The organism is Actinophytocola sp., assembly GCF_035634895.1.
Taxonomy (GTDB): Bacteria; Actinomycetota; Actinomycetes; order Mycobacteriales; family Pseudonocardiaceae; genus Actinophytocola.
Genome location: NZ_DASQCC010000118.1, coordinates 1 through 19,362 on the forward strand (window position 1 = coordinate 1; position 19,362 = coordinate 19,362).

12 protein-coding genes are annotated in these 19,362 nt (G+C 72.3%); 9 read left to right on the forward strand and 3 right to left on the reverse strand.

What is annotated here, in order from left to right; genetic code table 11:
• The 3 genes from VET29_RS16680 to VET29_RS16690 all read right to left on the reverse strand — a co-directional run.
• On the reverse strand, positions 1–922 hold a 922-nt coding region (locus VET29_RS16680; RefSeq protein ID WP_324921130.1), incomplete at its 3' end, for an FGGY family carbohydrate kinase.
• Positions 923–931: 9 nt separating this feature from the next.
• Positions 932–1,696, reverse strand: coding sequence for an IclR family transcriptional regulator (locus VET29_RS16685; protein ID WP_324921133.1), 765 nt, complete (start codon positions 1,694–1,696; stop codon positions 932–934).
• A gap of 10 nt (positions 1,697–1,706) precedes the next feature.
• Positions 1,707–1,868 carry a hypothetical protein gene (locus VET29_RS16690; protein ID WP_324921135.1) on the reverse strand — a complete coding sequence of 54 codons (162 nt, stop codon included), beginning with the start codon at positions 1,866–1,868 and terminating at the stop codon, positions 1,707–1,709.
• Between the two features lie 59 nt (positions 1,869–1,927).
• On the opposite strand from VET29_RS16690, the gene VET29_RS16695 reads away from it, so the two are divergent.
• The 9 genes from VET29_RS16695 to VET29_RS16735 all read left to right on the forward strand — a co-directional run.
• Entirely contained in the window at positions 1,928–2,767 is an 840-nt protein-coding gene (locus VET29_RS16695) for an MIP/aquaporin family protein (protein ID WP_324921137.1), read from the forward strand.
• A 19-nt stretch (positions 2,768–2,786) separates the two neighbouring features.
• Positions 2,787–4,304 carry a glycerol kinase GlpK gene (gene glpK, locus VET29_RS16700; RefSeq protein WP_324921139.1) on the forward strand — a complete coding sequence of 506 codons (1,518 nt, stop codon included), beginning with the start codon at positions 2,787–2,789 and terminating at the stop codon, positions 4,302–4,304.
• A gap of 183 nt (positions 4,305–4,487) precedes the next feature.
• A complete protein-coding gene (locus VET29_RS16705) occupies positions 4,488–6,134 on the forward strand; it encodes a glycerol-3-phosphate dehydrogenase/oxidase (RefSeq protein ID WP_324921141.1) in 1,647 nt (548 codons plus the stop codon).
• A 171-nt stretch (positions 6,135–6,305) separates the two neighbouring features.
• Complete coding sequence (locus VET29_RS16710) at positions 6,306–7,193, forward strand: hypothetical protein (RefSeq protein WP_324921144.1); 888 nt, start codon at positions 6,306–6,308, stop codon at positions 7,191–7,193.
• A 98-nt stretch (positions 7,194–7,291) separates the two neighbouring features.
• The gene (locus tag VET29_RS16715) at positions 7,292–8,257 is read left to right on the forward strand and encodes an arabinan endo-1,5-alpha-L-arabinosidase (RefSeq protein ID WP_324921146.1); all 966 of its coding nucleotides are present in this window, start codon (positions 7,292–7,294) and stop codon (positions 8,255–8,257) included.
• Between the two features lie 526 nt (positions 8,258–8,783).
• On the forward strand, positions 8,784–9,287 hold the full coding sequence (locus tag VET29_RS16720) for a DUF4383 domain-containing protein (protein WP_324921148.1): 504 nt from the start codon (positions 8,784–8,786) through the stop codon (positions 9,285–9,287).
• Positions 9,288–9,787: 500 nt separating this feature from the next.
• Positions 9,788–11,071, forward strand: a complete 1,284-nt coding sequence (locus VET29_RS16725; protein WP_324921150.1) for a serine hydrolase domain-containing protein — start codon at positions 9,788–9,790, stop codon at positions 11,069–11,071.
• A gap of 39 nt (positions 11,072–11,110) precedes the next feature.
• Entirely contained in the window at positions 11,111–18,763 is a 7,653-nt protein-coding gene (locus VET29_RS16730; protein ID WP_324921152.1) for a non-ribosomal peptide synthetase, read from the forward strand.
• 19 nt (positions 18,764–18,782) lie between these two features.
• A partial coding sequence (locus VET29_RS16735) for a condensation domain-containing protein (protein WP_324921154.1) occupies positions 18,783–19,362 on the forward strand: 580 nt, incomplete at its 3' end.

Genomic DNA, 19,362 nt, shown 5'->3' on the forward strand with positions numbered 1-19,362 from the left:
CGATCGACCCCTCCAGCGCGTACGTCACCGGCTCGCCGCCCAGCTGGTAGCCGATCGTCGTCAGCAGGCCGTGCGACGACCGGACCAGCTTGGTGCCGGTGTTCATCAGCAGGAAGCTGCCCGTGCCGTACGTGCACTTCGTCTCGCCCTCGGCGAAGCACGCCTGGCCGAACAGCGCCGCGTGCTGGTCGCCGAGGGCCGCCGCGAGCGAGATGCCGGGCACGACGCGGGTGGTGCGCCCGTGGATCTCCGTGGTGGGCCTGATCTCCGGCAGCAGCGCACGCGGCACGTCGAAGAAGGACAGCAGCGCGGGATCCCACTGCTGCGTGGTGAGGTTCATCAGCATCGTCCGCGACGCGTTGGTCACGTCCGTGACGTGCAGGCCGCCGTTGACCCCACCCGTCAGGTTCCAGATCAGCCAGGTGTCCATCGTCCCGAACAGCACGTCACCGCGCTCGGCACGCTCCCGCAGGCCGGGGATCTCGTCGAGCAGCCAGCGCAGCGACGGCGCGGAGAAGTACGTCGCGAGCGGCAGCCCGCAGCGGTCCCTGACGTCGGCGGCGTCCGGTCGCGCGGCCAGCTCGCCCACCAGCTCCTCGGTGCGGATGTCCTCCCACACGATCGCCCGGCCGACGGGCGTGCCGGTGTGCCGGTCCCACACTACGAACGTCTCGCGCTGGTTGGTGATGCCCAGCGCGGCGACCTGGTCCGCGCCGATCCCGGCGTCGCGCAGCGCCTGCGGCATGATCCGGTCGACGTTGCGCCAGATCTCGACCGCGTCCTGCTCGACCCAGCCGGGTCGCGGGTAGTACTGCCGGTGCTCACGCTGCGCGACCGACACGAGCCTGGCGTTGCTGTCGAAGACGATGCACCTGGTCGACGTGGTGCCCTGGTCGATCGCCATCACATAACGCTGCGCCATACCTCTTCCTCAGTTCGCGGGGCTGAGCTCGCGGGACACCGACTCCGCGGCACGGCAGACCTGGTCCACCAGCCCCGGTTTCGGACGGTTGCCCGGCTGGCAGATCCGGTCGACCGCCCCGGAGACCCCGATCGCGCCGACGACCAGGCCACCGGGGATGCGGATCGGGGCGGCGACACTGGCCTCACCCGGCATGTACTCCTCGGCCTCACTCGCCCAGCCCGCCGTGCGCACCTCCGTGAGCACCCGCTCCAGCGCCGCGGGCCGCACGATCGTCCGCCGCGTCAGCGAGGTCAGCTCGTCCCGCCGGACCGAGGCGAACAGCCCTCCGTCGTAGGCGAGCAGCACCTTGCCCAGCGCGGTCGCGTGCAGTGGCAGCATCGCACCGATGCCGAGCGTCTGCATGGTGTCGTCCGGCCGGAACACGTGGTGCACGACCAGCACGGCGCCGTCGAGGTGCATCCCGATCCGCACCTCGTGGCCGCTGCGTGCCGCGAGGGTGTCCGCCCAGTTGATGGACCGCGAACGCAGCTCGTTCGCGTCCAGGTAGCTCGTGCCGAGGTGGAGCAGCGCGGCGCCGAGGCGGTACTGCCCGGTACCCTGGTCCTGCTCGACGAACTCGACACGCTGCAGCGTGCGCAGGATGCCGTGCGCGGTGCCCTTGGGGAGGCCGAGCGCGGCGGCGATCTCGGCGAGTCCATGATGGCCGGAGCCGCGGGCGAGCAGGCGCAGCATGGCGGCCGCACGCTCGATCGACTGGATCGGTCCGGGCATGTCCGCGACGCTAGCCAAACCGGACGCCGTCGGCAATGTCGAACGGTGTGCGTGCGCCGGCCCGCTGACCCGCCTGTTCGCGCGGCTGGGTGACCGGATCGCTACCGCATGGACGGTGCCCGCGTTCGACATTGTCGACCGCGCCGAGTTGCTGGCGGGTCGGCTCCTCCATAGCGTCGCCCTTAACTCGTGTCGGTGTGACACGGCCGTTCAACGATGAATGGAGGCGACGTGTCTCTCGGAGAGGTGTTCGTCAGCGAGACGCTGGGCACCGGCATGCTGATCCTGCTCGGCGCAGGGGTTGTGGCCAACGTGCTGCTCGCCAGGTCAAAGGGCAAGGACGGCGGCTTCTTGCTCATCAACTTCGGCTGGGGCCTCGCGGTCATGGCCGGCGTGTACGTCGCCTACAAGTCCGGCGCGCACCTGAACCCCGCGGTCACGGTCGGTATCCTGACCAGCGGCGCCGACACCTACGCGAAGGGCGTCGAGGTCTCCTTCGGCTCCACGCTGGTCTACTTCGGCGGCCAGTTCCTGGGCGCGTTCCTCGGTGCCTGCCTGGCGTTCGTCGCCTACCGCAAGCAGTTCGAGGCCGAGGAGGACGAGGGCAAGAAGCTCGCGGTGTTCTCGACCGGACCGGAGGTCCGCAGCCCGCTCTGGAACGTCCTCACCGAGGTCATCGGCACGTTCGTGCTGGTGTTCGTGGTGCTGTCGTTCGCGAAGACGCCGAGTGGGCTCGGCCCGCTCGCGGTCGCGCTGCTGGTGGTCGGCATCGGCGCCTCGCTCGGTGGCCCGACCGGGTACGCCATCAACCCGGCCCGAGACCTCGGCCCGCGCATCGCCCACGCCCTGCTGCCGACCGGGTACAAGGCCGCCGTCGCCGACCGGGCGGCCGTGCCGGCCGGCTCCGGCGGACCGGGAGCGGACTACGCGGAGGAGGCCGACCACGCGGCGGAGGCGGAACGCCCGCCGCTCGCGGCCAAGAACTCCGACTGGGGCTACGCCTGGATCCCGGTCGTCGGCCCGATCATCGGCGGGATCCTCGCCGGACTGCTCTCACAGGTCGTGTTCTGACCTCCTGAAAGGACGCTCAATGTCACAGTACGTACTCGCCGTCGACCAGGGCACGACCAGCACGCGTGCGATCGTCTTCGACCACTCCGGCTCGATCGTCTCGGTCGGGCAGAAGGAGCACAAGCAGATCTTCCCCCGTGCGGGCTGGGTCGAGCACGACCCGAAGGAGATCAGCGCCAACACCCGCGACGTGGTCAACCAGGCCCTCGCCAAGGCCGACCTGAACACCGGCGACCTCGCCGCCGTCGGCATCACCAACCAGCGCGAGACCGCGGTCGTGTGGGACCGCAAGACCGGTGAGCCCGTCTACAACGCCATCGTCTGGCAGGACACCCGCACCCAGGCCATCGTCGAGGAGCTCGGCGCGCTCGGCGGCGGCGGCGACCGGTACAAGGCGAAGGTCGGGCTGCCGCTCGCGACCTACTTCTCCGGCCCGAAGGTCCGCTGGATCCTGGACAACGTCGACGGCGCCCGGCAGCGGGCCGAGAACGGCGACCTGCTGTTCGGCAACACCGACACGTGGACGCTGTGGAACCTCACCGGCGGGCCGAACGGCGGCGTGCACGCGACCGACGTGACCAACGCGTCCCGGACCATGCTGATGGACCTGGACACGCTCTCGTGGGACGAGAACATCGCCGGCGAGATGGGCATCCCGGTGTCGATGCTGCCGCAGATCCGCTCGTCGTCGGAGACCTACGGCAGCGGCGGCCCCGGCGGCGTGCTCAAGGGCGTGCCGATCGCCGGCATCCTCGGCGACCAGCAGGCGGCCACGTTCGGCCAGGTCTGCTACGAGCCGGGCACCGCGAAGAACACCTACGGCACCGGCAACTTCATGCTGCTGAACACCGGCGAGGAGAAGGTCGCCAGCAAGAACGGCCTGCTCACCACCGTGTGCTACAAGATCGGCGACGCGAAGCCGATCTACGCGCTCGAGGGCTCGATCGCGGTCACCGGGTCGCTGGTGCAGTGGTTGCGGGACAACCTGAAGATCATCGGCTCGGCGGCCGAGATCGAGGAGCTGGCGGGCAGCGTCGAGGACAACGGCGGCGCCTACTTCGTGCCGGCGTTCTCCGGTTTGTTCGCCCCGTACTGGCGGGCGGACGCACGGGGCGCGCTGGTCGGCCTCACCCGGTTCGTCGACCGCGGTCACCTCGCCAGGGCGGTGCTGGAGGCCACGGCCTTCCAGACCCGCGAGGTGCTCGACGCGATGAACGCCGACTCGGGCGTCGCGCTGACCGAGCTGAAGGTCGACGGCGGCATGGTCGCCAACGAGCTGCTCATGCAGTTCCAGGCGGACATCCTCGACGTCCCCGTGGTGCGGCCGAAGGTCGCCGAGACCACCGCGCTCGGCGCCGCGTACGCCGCCGGTCTCGCGGTCGGCTACTGGGACGGCCTGGACGACCTGCGGAAGAACTGGGCCGAGGACAAGCGGTGGACGCCGAACCTCGACACCGCCGAGCGTGAGCGCGTCTACCGCAACTGGAAGAAGGCCGTCACCAAGTCGTTCGACTGGGTCGACGGCGACGTCTCCTAGTGTCCTGAGTCGGGAGTTGGTGTGCTTGTCGGCGGATCCAGGTTTCCGCTGGCAAGGCGCCGGAAGGCCCTCGTACCGGGTTGTACTCGGGCCTTTCGGCAACGCCGCTAGCAGGAAGCCGGGCCGCCGAATTAGTTGCCTGATTTCCGGCGCGGGACGTCTGGACAGGGAGGAGGGGCCGGGGTGTCCGCACGACTGGATCCCGCGTACCGGGCCACCGCACTGCGTGCGCTGGCCGAGACCGAGTTCGACGTGCTCGTCGTCGGCGGTGGCGTGGTGGGCGCCGGCGCCGCACTCGACGCGGCGTCGCGTGGCCTGTCGGTCGCGCTGGTCGAGGCGCGGGACTGGGCGGCGGGCACGTCGAGCCGGTCCAGCAAGCTGGTGCACGGCGGGCTGCGTTACCTGGAGCAGCGTGACTTCGCGCTCGTGCGTGAGGCGCTCAAGGAACGCCGCCTGCTGCTGCATCGGCTGGCGCCGCACCTCGTGCGGCCCGTGCCGTTCCTGTACCCGCTGACGCACCGCGTGTGGGAGCGCGCGTACGTCGGGGCGGGCGTGGCGCTGTACGACAGCATCGGCGGTGCCCGGGCGCTGCCGATGCACCGGCATCTGTCCCGGCGGGCCGCGCTGAAGCTCGCGCCCGCGCTGCGGGCGGACGTGCTCACCGGCGCGGTTCGCTACTACGACGCGCAGGTGGACGACGCCCGGCTCACGATGATGCTCGCGCGGACCGCCGTCCAGCACGGGGCGACGGTGCTCACCCGCGTCGAGGCGGTCGAGGTCCTGCGGAACGGGCGTGATCTGACCGGGGTACGCGTGCACGACCTGCTCACGGGAGGCGAGCAGGTCGTGCGTGCGCGTCGGGTGATCAGCGCGGCCGGGGTGTGGACGGGGCAGGCCCTCGACGTGGCGCCGCCGTTCCACGTCCGCATGTCCAAGGGCGTGCACCTGCTGGTGCCACGCGACCGGATCCGGCTCGACGTCGGGTTGATCAGCCGCACGGAGAAGAGCGTGCTGTTCGTGATCCCGTGGGACAGGCACTGGATCATCGGCACCACGGACACGCCGTGGGACCTCGACCCGGCGCGCCCGACCGCGACCCGCGCCGACGTCGACTACCTCATCGACCACGTCAACTCGGTGCTGCGCGAGCCGCTGACCGCGGCCGACGTGGTCGGGGTGTACGCGGGCCTGCGGCCGCTGCTCGACGCCGGCGCCGACGACACGACCAAGCTGTCCCGCGAGCACGCGGTCGCCGAGCCCGCGCCCGGTTTTTTCGTGGTGGCGGGCGGAAAGTACACGACGTACCGGGTGATGGCGGCGGACGTCGTCGACGCGGCGGTCGCCGGGCTGGGCCGCGCGGTCGCGCCGTCGCTGACCCGGCACCTGCCGATCCACGGCGCCGTCGGCTTCCGCGAGCTGTGGGCGGACCGCGCCCGGCTCGCGGAAGGCCTGCCGGTGGAGCGTCTGCTCGGCCGGTACGGGTCGGCGGTCAACGATCTCCTGGTGATGATCGCCCGGGAGCCCCGGCTGGCCGAGCCGCTGACCGCCGCGCCGGGCTACCTGGCCGTCGAGGCCGTCTACGCGGTGACCCACGAGGGCGCGCTCGACCTGGACGACGTGCTCTCGAGGCGGACCCGGATCGCCATGGAGTACCCGGAGTTCGGTGTCGCCGCGGCGCCGGAGGTGGCCGCGTTGATCGCCGAGCCGCTCGGCTGGAGCGACGCGGAAAGGGAGTCGGCGGTCGGGGCCTACCGCGAGCAGGTGGCGGGGGAGATGGCCGCGCTGGCGGCCCCGGACGACGCGTCGGCGATGGCACGGCGGGCCGGCTGATCCGTTGCGACTGCGACAAATCCGTGCCGGCGGCATTGTGGCGCGCGGTACGGTGCGAGGATGGGGTTCTTGCGGCGCAACAAGAAGCCGCGCACATCGCCGTTGACCTCTCCGTTGACCTCGCCGGTTACACCGCAGCCGCCCGGGCCCGCGCCGGCGACGTTCACGAAGATGCCGGTGATCAGGGACGCGCTGCGTGAGCTGTACCGGGTGCTGACGCCGGCCAGGGTCCGTTCCTACACCGCCAACATCACGCCGGCGTTCGCGGCGCTGTCCGGCACGGACCCGGTCCTGGGCGCCCAGCGGCTCGCCAGGTCGATGGCGCTGCACCTCGGCATGGCGGACGTGCGGCTGATCGTGTCGTTCCGGGAGCTGGGCGCCACGGGCGACGGCGCGTACCACGCGGGGAACGTGGAGCTGGGCCCCGGACCGGAGTACTTCATCACGCTGAGCCCGCGCGTGGGGCAGGACGTGCGGGACACCGCGGCCGTGCTGGCGCACGAGGTCATGCACGTCTTCCTGCACCGCAACCGGGTGTGGTGGGACGACCAGGACCGCAACGAGATCCTCACCGACACGGCGACGGTCTACCTCGGCACCGGTTGGCTGATGCTCAACGCCCACCGCGTCGAGCGGGCGCGGCTGTCGCTCGGCTACCTGTCGCCCGCGGAGCTGGGCTACGTGCTGGCGAAGCGCGCACAGGCCTTCGACGAGAACATCGAGCGGTACCTGGCCGGCAACCCGGCCGCGCGGCAGGCATACCAGGCCGGGGTCCGGCGCGCGGCGCTGGACCAGGAGGCGGCGCCGCTGTCCGGCTGCGCGCCGGCCGCGTACCGGCAGTACCTGAAGGACAAGCGGCATGCGGCGGAGCTGACCGCGTCGACCCGGGCGAGCGGGCCGGCCATGCCGTACGCGGGCGGCTACCGCTTCGAGGGGCACGGCCCGATGAAGGTCGTGTTCGCCTGCCCGACCTGCCACCAGCGCCTTCGCGTCCCGGTCGACCGAACGGCGACCATCCGCTGCGGCACGTGCCGCTCCACCCACGGCTGCCTGACCTGATTGGGAACGTTCTCATCGCTACGAACCCAGAGCCATCAAGGGGTCGCGCTCCGCGTATGTGAACGCTAACATGATGCGGGAACGCGAGGGAGAACACCGTGACTCGACAACGACGTCGGGCGGTCCTTGCCGCCCTCACCACCCTGCTCACCCTGCTGGTCACCCCGCCCGCCGATGCCGCCGACTACCCCAACCCCGGTGTCGTGACCGGGGACGTCGCCGTGCACGACCCGTCGGTGGTCAAGGTCAACGGCACCTACTACCTGCTCTCGACCGGCACCGGCCTCGAGATCCGCACCTCGACCGACCGGACCGCCTTCCGCCGCGTCGGCTCCGTGTGGCCGAACGGCGCAGCGTGGGCGCACCCGTTCACCGGCGGCAGCGACAACCTCTGGGCCCCGGACATCTCGTTCCACAATGGACAGTTCTATCTGTACTACGCGGCATCCAGCTTCGGCTCCCAGAACTCCGCGATCTTCCTGGCCACCAGCACCACCGCACAGCCGGGCAGCTGGTCCAACAAGGGCATCGTGGTACAGACCAGTGGCTCCAGCGACCACAACGCGATCGACCCGAACCTGGTCGTCGACGCGTCCGGCGCCTGGTGGCTGACGTACGGGTCGTTCTGGACCGGCATCAAGATGATCCGCGTCGACCCGGCGACCGGGAAGCAGAGCGGCGGCACCCGCTACAACCTCGCGCAGCGCCCGTCGAGCGCGGGCGGCGCGATCGAGGCGCCGTACATCGTGTACCGCAGCGGCTACTACTACCTGTTCGTTTCGTTCGACTACTGCTGCCGGGGCACCAGCAGCAACTACCGCACGATGGTCGGCCGGTCGACGTCGATCACCGGCCCGTACGTCGACCGCAACGGCGTGGCCATGACCAGTGGCGGCGGCACCGAGATCCTCGCCACCCACGGCTCGATCTACGGCCCCGGCCACCCGGCGGCCTTCGCCGACAGCGACGCCTGGGTGCTCGTGTACCACTACTACACGTCCTCGGGCAGCAGGCTCGGCATCAACCTCATCGGCTGGAGTGGTGGCTGGCCGGCCCTCTACTGAGCCCGGCCCGCTGCGGGAGCCCGGCCTGTTGCTGAGCCCCGCCCTCTACTGAGCACTGTCGCGGATGGTCGCCCCGGCTCTCGGCGCGGCCATCCGCCACGCCCCATCCGCCACCACTCCGCCACGTCTCCTCCGCCACCTTTCTTCGCCGCCTTTCTTCGCCACCCCTCCGCTCGGCGTCACTTCGGCCTGCAACTTGGAAGTCACTAAAAGCTATATGGATGTTCAAATTATCTGGCGCGCCATCGGGGTGGCGCACGGGGTGGCGCATGAGACGACGCATGAGACGACGCATGAGGCGGCGGCGCATTGGCAGGCGCCGTCCGGTGATCAACAAAAGCGAGGAGGAGAGGGGCATGCCGGCCCGGGGCGAGCGGGTCGATCGCGTAACGGAGGGGCTTCGCGACGGTAACTCCGGGTAACACTATCGAGTTGATCTCTTCGCGAACCGGCGAGTCGTGGCCTGCGTCTGACTTATTGGAGGCATGGTGGTTTCACACCGCCGGAAGAGGGGAAGGTGGGGGACGTGAGGGAGTACACGCTGGCTCGTCGCGAGCCTGGGCAGATCGTTACGTTGGTGCTTGCCGGCCTCTTCGTGCTGGCCGCGGTGCTGGACACCGGCGCGGGCACGTTGGACAACGCCGTGCACCTGGCGTTCGGGGTCGTTGGGTTCGGGATGAGTCGGCGGCCGCGGGCGGCGCGTGCGTTCCTCATCGGGGGTGGGGTCGCCTACCTGCTCTTCTGGCAGTTCGGCACGGTGGTGGACGCCTCGCTCGTGCCGTTCCACATCCATGACGCGCTCGTGCACCTCTCGCTCGTCGCCAGCATGATCGGGCTCGCCGTCCTCGGTGGCGGCGACCGCGCCGAGGACCTTGGCGATTTCGAGTACGTGTGGGAGACGCCGGGGGTCGAGCACGACCTCGCCCGGCCGCGGCACACCCGCAACCGCCCGCCGGGGCGGGACGACCGGCGCTCGACGCGGCTGGCGGCGGTGGGTCGCCGGCCGGTGGTGCTGACCTACCGGGACTGACCTCGACGACCGTTTCGGCGCCGCGGTGGCCGGCCAATGCCGGCCGCCGCGGCGCTGACTGCTGTTCGCGCTGGATAACGCTTTCCTCGGGTGATCCCGGTCACGGAGTGTTCGCGGCGCGCATGTGAGTAGCGTTGTCAGCTGATGACGTTCGTCACTGGCTCCCCTGATGCGAACTTGTTAGCTTGGCTCTCATGACCATTTCTGAACAAGCACGAACTGGACCCGGGTGTTGATTCCGCTTGCTTGGTCTCGTCGGGGTTGATGCTTAGTCATGAATGGCTTCTTCTTAGTATTCCTTGAGTAGCCGCAGCTCAGCTGCCGTGCGCCCGGGTTCGGATATGCCGGAAAAATTATCGTGAAACCGGTCGGAAACGCCCAATTTAATGTGGCGCCGGTCGGTGCGTTCAGGCTGCCCGCTGATCGGATGCGGTCTTTGCGCGGTTGCGAAATATTTGTCGACCCAATTTGAAAACCATCATTCCAAGTGTCGGGGACTCATGGACAACTCACTGCTTGGCGTTCACCTGAAGGAACTGGTCACCAACCACGCGGTACCGGGCGCGCAGTTCGCCGTGTACCACGGCGGCGAGACGTGGACCTGGACCTACGGGGAGACCCGCGCGGGCAGCGGCACGCCGATGACGGACGGCTCGCCCGTCCCGGTCGGCTCGATCACCAAGGTCGTCACCGCCGCCGCCGCGCTCGTGCTCGTCGGCGACGACGACCTTGAGCTCGACGAGCCGCTGGTCGATGTCGTCCCGGAACTTCGCGACCTGCCGCGCCGGCTCACCCTGCGCCACGTGCTCAGCCACACCGGCGGCCTGCCCTGCGACCCCACCGACGTGCGTGCGGTGACCTCTCGCCGGTACGTGCAGGACTGCTGCCGCGCCGCCGAGTCGCTCGCCGACCCCGGCTCGATCTTCTCCTACTCCAACATCGGGTACCTGCTCGCCGGCCACGCGATCACCACCATCACGGGCATGAGCTGGTGGGAGGCCGTCCAGGCGCTCGTACTGGACCCGGCCGGGGTGCCGGCGCGGTTCGTCACCGGCAGCCGCGTGCCGGCCGACCTGGTCACCGGCCACTCCGGCCGCGGCCGCCCGGTCGTGCAGGCGCTGACCGCCGCCCAGGCCGCGACCGGTGCGCTGGCCGCCAGCGCGACCGACCTCGTCAACCTCGGCCGCGGCCTCCTGACCACGGTGCTGGACCGCGAGGCAGCGGACCAGATGTGCACCCCGGTGCCCGGCGCCGACCCGTTCGGACTCGCCGACGGCTGGGGTCTGGGCCTCGCGACCTACGGCGCCGGCCGCACGGTCGGGCACGACGGCAACGGCGACGGCACCTCCTGCCACCTGCGCATGAACCGCGACACCGGCACGGTGGTCGCGCTGACCACCAACTCCGGTGCCGGTTTCGTGCTGTGGCGGGAGCTGGCGCGCCGCCTGCCCGAGTGCGGGCTCCCGATCGACGACTACGACCCGCTCGCCGTCTCCGGCCGGCCCATCGCCGCGCCCGACGGGTGCGTGGGGGACTACGCCAACGGCGACCTCGAGTACACCGTGCGCCACAACGTGGTCGGCGGCTTCCGGCTCACCGTCGACGACGAGCCCTTCGCCGACCTGACCGTCCACTCCGGACACCGGTTCACCATGCGGGACACCGACACCGGTGTCACCGACCAGGCCGGCCGGTTCGTGGTCGAGGACGGTCACGTCACCGGCATCCAGGTCGGCGGCAGGCTCGCGCGCAAGCAGCTCGAACGCGCCCTTCTCGTCGGCTGACCACCCACCTCAAGACTCTCTGAAAGGTCCGCAACCAGCATGGGTGCCACGACACTCCTTGACCTTTTCGCGGCCCGCGTCGCCAACGACCCGGCCCTGCCGGCCGTGCTGGCCGGCGACGAGACCATCACCTACGCCGACCTCGACCGTCGTGCGAACCGTCTCGCGCACCGGCTCGTCGCGGGTGGGGCGGGCCCGGAGCGGGTCGTCGCCCTGCTGCTGCCGCGCTCGGCGGAGATCGTCGTGGCGCAGCTCGCGGTGCTCAAGGCCGGCGCGGCGTACGTGCCGGTCGACCCCGACTACCCGGCCGAGCGGATCGACGCGATGCTCGCCGACGCGCGGCCCTGCCTGGTCCTCGGCGACCCGGCCGAGGTGTCGGGCGCGACCGATGAGCCGGACACACCGCCGGACACCGGCGTCCGCCGGCCCGAGCACGCGGCCTACGTCATCTACACGTCCGGCTCGACCGGCCGGCCGAAGGGTGTCGTGGTCACCCACGCCGGGCTGGCCACGTTCGCCACGGCCGAGGTCGAGCGGTTCGACGTGCGGCCGGGCGACCGGGTGCTGCAGTTCTCCTCGCCGAGCTTCGACGCGTCGGTCCTGGAGCTGTGCATGGCGTTCGCGGGCGGCGCGGCGCTGGTCGTGCCGCCGCCCGGTCCGCTGCTGGGTGACCACCTCGGCGAGGTGCTGCGGGAGCGGCGGATCACCCACGCGCTGATCCCGCCGGTCGCGCTGGCCACCGTCAGCGACCCGGACCTGCCGGACTTCCGGCTGCTGATCGTCGGCGGGGACGCGTGCCCGCCGGAGCTGGTGCGCAAGTGGGCGCCGGGCCGGCAGATGATCAACGCCTACGGTCCCACCGAGTCCACCGTGGTCACCAGCTGGAGCGACCCGCTGACGCCGGCGGTGGCCGCGCCGCCGATCGGGCGGCCCGTTCCCGGCACCCGTGTGCACCTGCTGGACGACGACCTGCGGCCGGTGCCCGACGGCACGCCGGGCGAGCTGTACGTGTCCGGCGAAGGGCTGGCCCGCGGCTACCTGGACCGGCCGGGCCTGACCGCACAGCGGTTCCTGGCCAACCCGGCCGGGGAGCCGGGGGAGCGGATGTACCGCACGGGTGACGTCGTGCGGTGGGGGCCGGGCGGTGACCTGGAGTTCGTCGGCCGGGCCGACCACCAGGTCAAGATCCGCGGCCACCGGGTCGAGCCGGGGGAGATCGAGGCCGTCCTGGCGGCCGACCCGACGGTCGGGCAGGCGGTCGTGGTGCCGTGGGAGGACAACGAGCTCAAGCGCCTGGTCGCCTACGTCGTGCCGGCCGGTGCCGAACGGCCCTCGCCGGCCCGGTTGCGGGCCGGCGTGACGCGCACGCTGCCGGCCTACATGGTGCCCGCCGCGTTCGTCGTGCTGGACCGCTTCCCGTTGTCCCCCAACGGGAAGCTCAACCGGGACGCGTTGCCGGCGCCGGTGTACGGGAGCGTGGCGGACGCCGGCTCGATCGCGCCCCGCGACGAGCGGGAGCGGCTGCTGGCGGCGGTGTGGGCCGAGGTGCTCGGCGTCGCCGAGGTCGGGGTCACCGACGACTTCTTCGCGCTCGGCGGCGACTCGATCCTGGCCGCGCGGGCGCAGGCCCGGCTCGCGGCGCTCGGCGTGCCGCTGTCCGGCCGGGCGATCTTCGACGCCCGCACCGTCGCCACCCTGGCCGAGGCGCTCCCGGCCGGCGCGCGGCCGGCCGGCCCCATCCCGCGGGTGCCGAGAGACCGGCCCGTGCCGCTTTCGGCCGCACAGCGCCGGTTGTGGCTGGAGGAGGTCACCCGGGGCGGAGTGGCCAACAACACCGGCGCGGCCGTGCGGCTGCACGGGCCGCTCGACCAGATCGCGCTGCGGTCGGCGCTGGACCGCGTCACCGCCCGGCACGCCGCCCTGCGCACCACGTTCGGCACCGTCGACGACGAGCCGTGCCAGGTGATCCACCCGGCGGCCGAGCTGCCGCTGGCGATCGTGGCCGCCGAGCCGGACGGCCTGGACCTGGTGCTCGGCGCGGAGCTGGCCCGTCCGTTCGACCTGAGCGCCGGACCGCTGACCCGTGCCTTGCTGGTCCGGCTCGACGGCGACGACCACGTTCTCCTGCTGGCCCAGCACCACCTGGTCACCGACGGCTGGTCCGTGGCCGTCCTGGTCGACGAGCTGGCCGCCTACTACGCCGAGGCCGCCGCCGGTCTGCCCGCCGGCCTGCCCGAGCCGGCCGTCGACTACCCGGACTTCGCCGCCTGGGAGTCCGCCCGTGCCGGTGACGGTGCCCGTGACGGTGCCCGTGACGTCGACTACTGGCGCGACCAGCTCGCCGGCCTGCCCGTGCTGGACCTGCCCACCGACCGCCCGCGCCCGCATCTGAGGTCCGGTGCGGGCGCGGTGCTCCACCGCCGCCTGCCGGCCGAGCTGGTGGCCCGGCTGACCACGCTCGGCGCCGCGCACGACGCGACCCTGTTCATGACCCTCACCGCCGCCGTGCAGGTACTGCTCGCGAGCCGGGCCGCCCAGCACGACGTGGCGGTCGGCGCGGTGCGGGCCGGCCGGCCCCGCGCGGAGCTGGAGGACGTGGTCGGCTTCTTCGTCAACACCGTGGTCCTGCGGGCCCGCGTCGCGGCGGACCAGCCGTTCAGCGAGTTCCTCACCGATGTCCGGGAGACCGCGCTGGCGGCGTTCGAGCACGACGGGGTCACCTTCGACCGGGTCGTGGAAGCCCTTGCCCCGCAACGGGATCCGAGCCGCACCGCGCTGGTGCAGGCCGCCGTGGCACTGCACCAGCCGATCCTGCGCACCCGGGAGGCCGCGGGGCTGCGCCTCGCCGAGCACCAGCTGCCCCGGCCCGCGTCCCGGTTCGACGTGACCGTCGAGTTCTGGCCGGCCGAGGACGACCTGGTGCTGACCGTCGAGTACGACGCGGCCCTGTTCGACGCCGACCGGATGGCGTCGCTGGCCGCCGACCTCGACACGCTGCTGCGTGCGGTCGGCGAGCGGCCCGACAGTCCACTCGGGACACTGGTGCCGCTGGCGGGCGCCGGCGAGGGCCGTCCGGCGGCCAGGGACGAGCCGGACGAGACGCCGTACGTGCCGCCCCGCACCCCGGTCGAGGCGACCCTCGTCGCCGTGTTCGCCGAGGTGCTCGGCGCCGGGCGGGTCGGCGTGCGGGACAACTTCTTCGCCCTCGGCGGGGACTCGATCATGTCCATCCAGGTGGTCACCGCCGCGCGGGCCGCCGGGCTGGACTTCACCTCGCGGGACGTGTTCGCGCACCAGACCGTCGCCGAGCTGGCGGCCCACGTCCAGCCGGCCGGCGGCGGGCGGGTCGAGCACGGGCCGGTCGAGGGCACCGTGCCGCCGACGCCCATCCAGTGCTGGTTCCTCGACAACCACACCGTCCACCCGGAGTGGTTCCACCAGTCCTGCACCATCGACCTGGGCATGCCGGCCGACCCGGCCGCGCTCGCCACGGCGGTGCGCGCACTGACCGAGCACCACGACGCGCTGCGCATGCGCTTCGACAACGACGGCACCTGGCGGCAGGAGAACGCGCCGCCCGGTGTGGACGGCGCGGTCACCGGGCACGGCCCGCTGTTCGACGCGCGGGTCATCGGGGAGCGTGGCGTGCGGCTGCGTGCGCACCACCTCGTCGTGGACGGCGTGTCCTGGCGTGTGCTGGCCGAGGACCTGCGTACCGCCCACCGCCAGGCCGCGGCCGGCACCGAGATCGAGCTCCCGGCCCGCACCACGTCGTTCCGCGACTGGGCGAACCGGTTGGCCGGGCACGTGCACGCCGGCGGCTTCGCCACCGAGCACGACTACTGGGCCGACGTGATCCGCGAGGACGGCGCCGTGCCGGAGGACCGCGACGGCGCCAACACCACCGCGTCCGAGCGGTCGGTCACCGTCGCGCTGGACCAGGAGGCGACGGCCGCGCTGCTGCGCGACGTGCCCCGCCTGTTCCGCACCGAGGTCAACGACGTGCTGCTGACCGCGCTGTCCGCCGCGCTGTCCACGTGGACCGGCCGCGACCAGGTGCTCGTGCACCTGGAGGGCCACGGCCGCGAGGAGCTGTTCGACGGCGTGGACCTGTCCAGGACCGTCGGCTGGTTCACCACGCTCTTCCCGGTCGTGCTCACCGCGCCCGGCCCGGACTGGGCCGCCGCGCTGACCGCCACCAAGGAGCGGATGCGCGCGGTGCCCGGCCGCGGCATCGGCTACGGCGCGCTGCGCTGGCTGGGTGGCGCGGACCTGACGACCGACGCCGCCGTGAGCTTCAACTACCTCGGCCGGTTCGCCGCGGACACCGGCGAACTGGAGCTGCATGCCCACCCGGACGCGCCCCGCGCGCACCTGATCGACGTGGTCGGCCGGGTCCAGCGGGACCGGCTGCTGCTCACCTGGCACTACAGCGCGAACCGGCACGAGAAGGGCACGATCGCGCGGCTCGCGGCGGGCATGGCGGACGCCCTGCGCCGCATCGGCGCGCAGCGCGGGCGGACGGCCACCACCGGCCGCCGCCCGGCCGACTTCCCGCTCACGCGGCTCGACCAGGCCACCGTCGACCGGCTGGCGACCCGCGAGGTGGCCGACATCCTGCCGCTGACCCCGATGCAGGCGGCCATGGTGTTCCACAGCCTGTCCCAGGACGGCCGTGGCGCCTACTTCCAGCAGACCTCGTTCGTCGTCGAGGGGGTCACCGACCCGCCGCGGCTGGCCCGCGCCTGGCGGCGGGTCGTCGACCGCACCCCCGCGCTGCGGGCGGCCGTGGCGTGGGCCGACGTGCCCGAGCCGGTGCAGGTGGTGCGCGAACGCGTCGGTCTGCCCGTCCGGCTACTGGACTGGACCGACCCGGACAACGCCGGGGACAACGCCGGGGACCGTGCCGCCCGGCTCGCCGAGCTGCTGGTGCGGGACCGGGCCGAGGGCCTCGACCTGAGCCGCCCGCCGCTGATGCGTGTGACGATCGCCCGCCTGTCCGACACCGAGGTCCAGGTGCTGTGGACGTTCCACCACGTGCTGCTGGACGGCTGGAGCGCGTTCCACGTGCTGGCCGACGTCGCCGCGGCCTACGCGGGCGAGGCACTGCCCGAGCGGCCGTCGTTCGCCGGCTACCTGCGCCACCTGGCCAGCCAGGACGGCGCGGCCGCGGAACGGTACTGGCGCGGCGTGCTCGCCGACATCGAGGCACCCACCCCGCTGCCGTTCGACCGGCCAAGGTCGACGGTGTCGGAGGTCAGCACCTCCAGCCAGTTCGAGGTCGGACTGTCCGAACAGGACACCGCGAGGCTGTACGCGTTCGCGCGGGCCAACCGGCTCACCGCGGGCACCGTCGTGCAGGGCGCGTGGGCGCTGCTGCTGGCCCGCTACAGCGGTCAGCGCACCGTCTGCTTCGGCGCCACCGTCGCGGGCCGGCCCACCGACCTGCCGGGTGTGGACGCCATGGTCGGCATGTTCGTCAACACCGTGCCGGCGGTTGCCACCGTCGACGGCGCCGCGCCGGTCGCGGCGTGGCTGCGCGAGCTGCAGGACACGCAGGTCGAGGCCCGCCGCTACGAGCACTCGCCGCTGCCCAGCATCCAGTCCTGCAGCCAGGTGCCGGGTGGGGTGGACCTGTTCGACAGCGCGGTGATCTTCGAGAACTACCCGATCGCCGAGGCGAGCGGGCTGCGGCTGCGTGAGCTGGCCGCGGTCGAGACCACGACGTTCCCCCTCAACATCACGGTCTACCCGCGGGAGCGGCTGTCGCTGCTGGTGGGCTACGAGCCCGCGCTGTTCGACGCCGGCACCGTCCACACCCTCGCCGAGCACCTGACACACCTGCTCCGGGAGCTGCCCGCCGACCCGGACCGCGCCGTCTCGGCGGTCCCGGCACTCACCGCGGCCGAGCGGACCCGCGTGCTGGGGGAGTGGAACGACACGGCCGCGCCCGTGCGCGACACCACCCTGGTGGCGCTGCTGGACGAGCAGGCCGTCCGCACCCCCGACGCCGAGGCCGTGGTGTTCGAGGGACGCACGCTCAGCTACGCCGAGCTGCACGCCAACGCCAACCGCCTCGCCCGCCGGCTGCTCGCCCGCGGGGCCGGCCGCGGCCGCGTGGTCGCCGTGGCGCTGCCGCGGTCGGCCGAGCTGGTGGTCGCACTGGTCGCCGTCATGAAGGCGGGCGCCGCCTACCTGCCGATCGACCCGGACCTGCCGCGGGAGCGCGTGGACTTCCTGGTGGCCGACGCGGACGCGGCCGTGGTGATCGACGACCCCGCCGACGTGCTTGCACCCGGGGACGACGCCCCGCTCGACGTCACGATCACCCCCGCCGACGCCGCGTACGTGATCTACACGTCCGGGTCCACCGGCAAGCCCAAGGGCGTCGTGGTGCCGCACCGGGGCGTGGTGAACCGCCTGCTGTGGGGGCAACACCGGTTCGGGCTGACGCCCGAGGACCGGGTGCTGCAGAAGACCCCCGCGAGCTTCGACGTGTCGGTGTGGGAGTTCTTCTGGCCGCTGGTCACCGGCGCCACGCTCGTGGTCGCACGGCCGGGTGGCCACCGCGACCCGGTGTACCTGGCCGAGCTGATCGCCGCCGAGCGGGTCACGACCGTCCACTTCGTACCGTCGATGCTGGGTGCGTTCCTCGTGCACGCGGACCTGAGCCGCTGCACCGGGGTGCGGCGGGTGCTGTGCAGCGGTGAGGCGTTGCCGGCCGGCCTGGCCGCCGAGTGCCAGGACGCGCTCGACGCCGAGCTGCACAACCTCTACGGCCCCACCGAGGCCTCGATCGAGGTCACCCACTGGCGGTGCGCCCCGGGTGAGCTGACCGTCCCCATCGGGCGTCCGGTGTGGAACACCCGCACGTACATCCTGGACGCGGACCTGACCCCGCTCCCACCCGGCGCGCCGGGCGAGCTGTACCTGGGCGGGGTCCAGGTGGTCCGGGGGTACCTGAACCGGCCGGGGCTGACCGCGCAACGGTTCGTCGCGGATCCGTTCGTGGCATCGAGCGGACCCTCGGTCGGCGCGCGGATGTACCGCACCGGCGACCTGGCGCGGTGGACCGCCGACGGCGCGGTCGAGTACCTCGGCCGGGTCGACGACCAGGTCAAGATCCGCGGCTTCCGCATCGAGCCCGGCGAGGTGCGGGCCGTGCTGGTCGAGCAGTCGGACGTCACCGAGGCCGCCGTGATCGCCCGCGACGGCAAGCTGGTCGCCTACGTCACGCCGGCCACGGCGGACCTGACCGGGCTGCGGTCCGCGGTGGCCGCGACGCTGCCCGAGCACATGGTCCCGTCGGTGATCGTCCCGCTCGCCGAACTGCCGCTCACCGCCAGCGGCAAGCTGGACCGGCGCGCGCTGCCCGAGCCCGGCTATGCCGCGCCCACCGCCGCCTACGTCGCCCCCGGCACGGCGAGCGAGCAGGTCATCGCGGACATCTGGGCCGAGGTGCTCGACCTGCAACGGGTCGGGGTCGGCGACAGCTTCTTCATGCTCGGCGGCGACTCGCTGCTGAGCCTGCGGGTCGCCGCCCGCGTCAACGCCGCGTTCTCGCTCGACCTGACCCCACGCGACGTGCTCGCCGCCCGCACGGTCCGCGCGCTCGCCGACCTCGTCGAGGAACGCGTGCTGGACCAGTTCGAAGCCCTCGCCGGCGGCACCGACCGCGCAACCCGCTCGTGACCGGAGGAATGACCCCCCGATGACCTCGTCCAGGCAAAGCCGCATCGACGCACTGCCCGAGCACCTTCGTGCCCAGCTGGCTCGGCGCCTGTCCGGCGGTGTGGCTCCCGCGCGGGCGGCCGCCGTCACTCCCGCGGACCGCGGTCGCCCGCTCCCGCTTTCCTCGGCGCAGCAACGGTTGTGGTTCGCGAGCGAGTTCACCCCCGGCGGCACCGACTACAACAGCGGCGTCGCCCTGCGGCTGACCGGCGAGCTGCGGGTGCCGGCGCTGCGGGCGGCGGTGGCGGGCCTGGCACAGCGGCACGAGTCGCTCCGGACCACCTTCGACAAGGCCGACGGCCGGCCGGTGCAGGTCGTGCACCCGGCCGGCGACACCGAACTGTCCATCGTGGACTGTCCGGCCGGCGAGCTGGACACCCTGCTGGACACGGAGTTCTCCCGGCCGTTCGACCTGCGCACCGGCCCGCTGCTGCGGGCCATGCTGGTCCGTCTCGGCCCGGCCGAGCACGTGCTGCTGCTCACCGCGCACCACATCGTCGTCGACGGCTGGTCCCTGCGGGTCCTCTTCGCCGAGCTGGCCGCCGAGTACGCCGGGTCGG